Raw genomic sequence first — 3,506 nt, forward strand, 5'->3', positions numbered from 1 at the left:
CTGATTACCCCGATCGTCATCACCAATCCCGACGCCTTCGACATCGTGCGCCGCGACCAGGACCGCGCCAGCGAGGTCGGCGACTTCCTGATGGAGCTGTCGCCGGTCGGCGGCGCCAAGGCGGCGTCGGTGATCGCCGGGCACGAAACCGGCCGCGAGGTCGTGGTGCCTCTGGTCCACGGCATCCACGCGCGTCCTGCGGCGCGGATAGCGGAGGTTGCGCGGCGGTTTGCGGCGGAGGCGGCGATCGTGGCGGTCAATCGTCGGGCGTCGGCCAAGAGCCCCGTGGGTGTGATGTCGCTGGCGATCCGGCATGGGGACACGGTCACCGTGGTGGCCAGCGGCGTGGACGCGGAGTTCGCGATTGCGGCGCTGGCGGAGCTGATCGAGGGCGGCATGGGCGAGGGCGGTCCGGTGGCCGCGCCGGCCGTGGCGACCGCCGCCGAGCCCATGGCCGAGACGGGGCCGACCGAACTGCCCAAGGACGGCGTGCTCAAGGGCGTGCTGGCCGCGCCGGGTCTGGCGATCGGCAAGGCGGTGCGGCTGGCGTCGTCCGAGATCATCGTGCGCGAGACCGGCGACGGCGCGGCCCACGAGCAGCAGGCCCTGACCGACGCCCTGGCCCAGGTGCGCGGCCGACTGGAGACGGCCGCCAGCAAGGGCGACAAGGCGCGCAAGGCGATCCTGGGCGCGCACCTGGCGTTCCTGGAGGACCCGGAGTTGTCGGCCGGGGCGCGGGCGCTGATCGACCAGGGCAAGAGCGCCGGCTTTGCCTGGCGCAAGGCGGTGGGCGGCTATGTCGAGGCCCTGCGCGGCCTGGGCGACCGCCGGCTGGCTGAGCGGGTCGACGATCTGGTGGACCTCGAACGCCAGGTCCTGCGCGCCCTAACCGGCGAGGAAGAGAACGCCGCGACCCTGCCGCCCGGCTCGATCCTGCTGGCCGACGAGCTCCTGCCCTCGCAGCTGATGGGCGTGGAGCCCGGTTCGGTGGCTGGATTCTGCACCGCGCGCGGCGGGCCGACCTCGCACGTGGCGATCCTGGCGGCGGCCATGGGCATTCCGGCCCTGGTGGCGGTGGGCGCGGCGGTGATGACCGTGGCCGATGGCACGGCCCTGATCCTCGACGCCGACGGCGGCCAGCTGCGCGTCGCCCCCGACGCCAAGGCCCTGGAAGTGGCCCAGACCCAGCTGGCCCAGCGCCAGGAGCGCAAGGCGCGTGCGAAAGCCTCGGCCCACCAGACCTGCGTGACCCGCGAAGGGACGCGCATCGAGGTGTTCGGCAATGTCGGCTCGCTGAACGACGCCCTGGCCGCCGCCGCCAACGGCGCGGAGGGCTCGGGCCTGCTGCGCACCGAGTTCCTGTTCCTGGACCGCGACACCCCGCCGGACGAGGACGAGCAGGCCCGCCAGTACCAGGCCATCGCCTCGGCCCTGGACGGCAAGCCGCTGATCATCCGCACGCTGGACGTCGGCGGCGACAAGGCCGCGCCCTACCTGCCGATCCCGACCGAGGAGAACCCGGCCCTGGGCCTGCGCGGCGTGCGCGTGTCGCTGTGGCGGCCGCACCTGCTGAAGACCCAGATCCGCGCCATCCTGCGCGTGCGCCCACTGGGTCAGTGCAAGATCATGGTGCCGATGATCGCCAGCCTGGACGAGCTGCGGGCCGTCCGCGCCGTGCTCGACGAGGCCAAGCGCGAGATGGGCGTGACCGAGCGCATCGAGCTTGGGGTGATGATCGAGACCCCGGCCGCCGCCGTCACCGCCGACCTGATCGCCGCCGAGGCCGACTTCCTGTCGATCGGCACCAACGACCTTACTCAGTACGTCCTGGCCATGGACCGGGGCAATCCCGAGCTGGCCGCCCGCATCGACGCGCTACACCCGGCCGTGCTGCGCATGATCGCCCAGACCTGCGCCGGCGCGGCCAAGCATCACCGCTGGGTCGGCGTCTGCGGCGGGGCGGCGTCGGACCTTCCGGCCTTGCCGATCCTGCTGGGCCTGGGGGTGACCGAACTGTCGGCCACCGCCGCCATCGTGCCGGAGGTCAAGGCCCTGGTGCGGACCCTGGATCTGGCCGCTTGCCGCGCCCTGGCCGCGCAAGTCCTGGACCTGACCTCGCCCGAGGCGGTCCGTGAAGTCGCCAAGACCTTCTTGGCCGGAGTTTAGCGATGAAGTCGCCGCTTGAAGTCCTGCAGCCCCTGGGCCGCGCCCTGATGCTGCCGATCGCGGTGCTGCCGGTGGCGGCCCTGCTGCTGCGCATCGGCCAGACCGACCTGCTGGGTAATCCCGCCCTGGGCGTGATGACCGGCGGGCTCACCGTGACCATCGCCAATGTGTTCGGCGCGGCCGGCGGGGCGATCTTCGGCAGCCTGGGCCTGATCTTCGCCATCGGCGTCGCCGTCGGTCTGGCGCGCGAGAACCACGGCGCGGCGGGTCTCGCCGGCGTGGTGGCCTATCTGGTCGCCACCAAGGGCGCCGACGCCCTGATCGTCATCCCGCCCGAGGTCGCGGCGGGCGCCGTCGCCGGAGCCAAGGACCTCGTCATCGCCGCCTGGAAGGCCAAGGAGATCGGCAAGCTGTCGATCCCGGTCGGCATCCTGTCGGGCCTGATCGCCGGGGGGCTCTACAACCGCTATTCCAACATCAAGCTGCCGGAATACCTGGCCTTCTTCGGCGGCCGCCGGTTCGTGCCGATCGCCGCCGGCGTGGCCGGGGTGGGCCTGGCCCTGGTGTTCGGGTTCGGCTGGGGCGTCCTGGAGGCCGGGGTCGATGGCCTCAGCCACCTGGTCACGGCTTCCGGCGATGTGGGCCTGTTCGTCTACGGCGCGCTCAACCGCCTGCTGATCGTCACGGGCCTGCACCACATCCTCAACAACGTGGTCTGGTTCATCCTGGGCGACTACAACGGCGCGACCGGGGATCTGAACCGCTTCGCGGCCGGCGACCCGACCGCCGGGGCGTTCATGAGCGGGTTCTTCCCGGTGATGATGTTCGGCCTGCCGGCCGCCTGCCTGGCCATGCTGCACACCGCCCGTCCCGAGCGCCGCAAGGCCGTGGGCGGCATGCTCAGCTCCCTGGCCCTGACCTCGTTCCTGACCGGGGTGACCGAGCCGATCGAGTTCTCGTTCATGTTCCTGGCCCCGGCGCTCTACGCCGTCCACGCCCTGCTGACCGGCGCGTCGATGGTGATCATGAACCTGCTGGACGTGAAGCTGGGCTTCGGGTTCTCGGCGGGCCTCTTCGACTATGTGCTGAACTTCAACAGGGCCACCCGGCCGCTGCTGCTGATCCCAGTGGGCCTGGCCTATGGCGCGATCTATTACTTCGTGTTCCGGTTCGTGATCGTGCGGTTCGACCTCAAGACCCCCGGCCGCGAGCGCGACGAGGCCGTCGCCGCGCCGCTGGCCCCCGCCGCCGGCGGACGCGGCGAGGACTTCCTGATCGCCCTGGGCGGCGCGGCCAATCTCGCCAGCGTCGATGCTTGCACCACCCGCCTGCGGCTGGTC

2 protein-coding genes are annotated in these 3,506 nt (G+C 71.8%); both read left to right on the forward strand.

Features of this window, described 5'->3' with window-relative positions; genetic code table 11:
* The coding region (ptsP, locus tag AC1RUS_RS23510; protein WP_492919042.1) for a phosphoenolpyruvate--protein phosphotransferase at nt 1-2,166 on the forward strand (2,166 nt) is incomplete at its 5' end.
* 2 nt (nt 2,167-2,168) lie between these two features.
* The coding region (gene nagE / locus AC1RUS_RS23515) for an N-acetylglucosamine-specific PTS transporter subunit IIBC (RefSeq protein ID WP_492919043.1) at nt 2,169-3,506 on the forward strand (1,338 nt) is incomplete at its 3' end.

It is taken from the genome of Caulobacter sp. GW821-FHT10F06 (genome assembly GCF_058809215.1).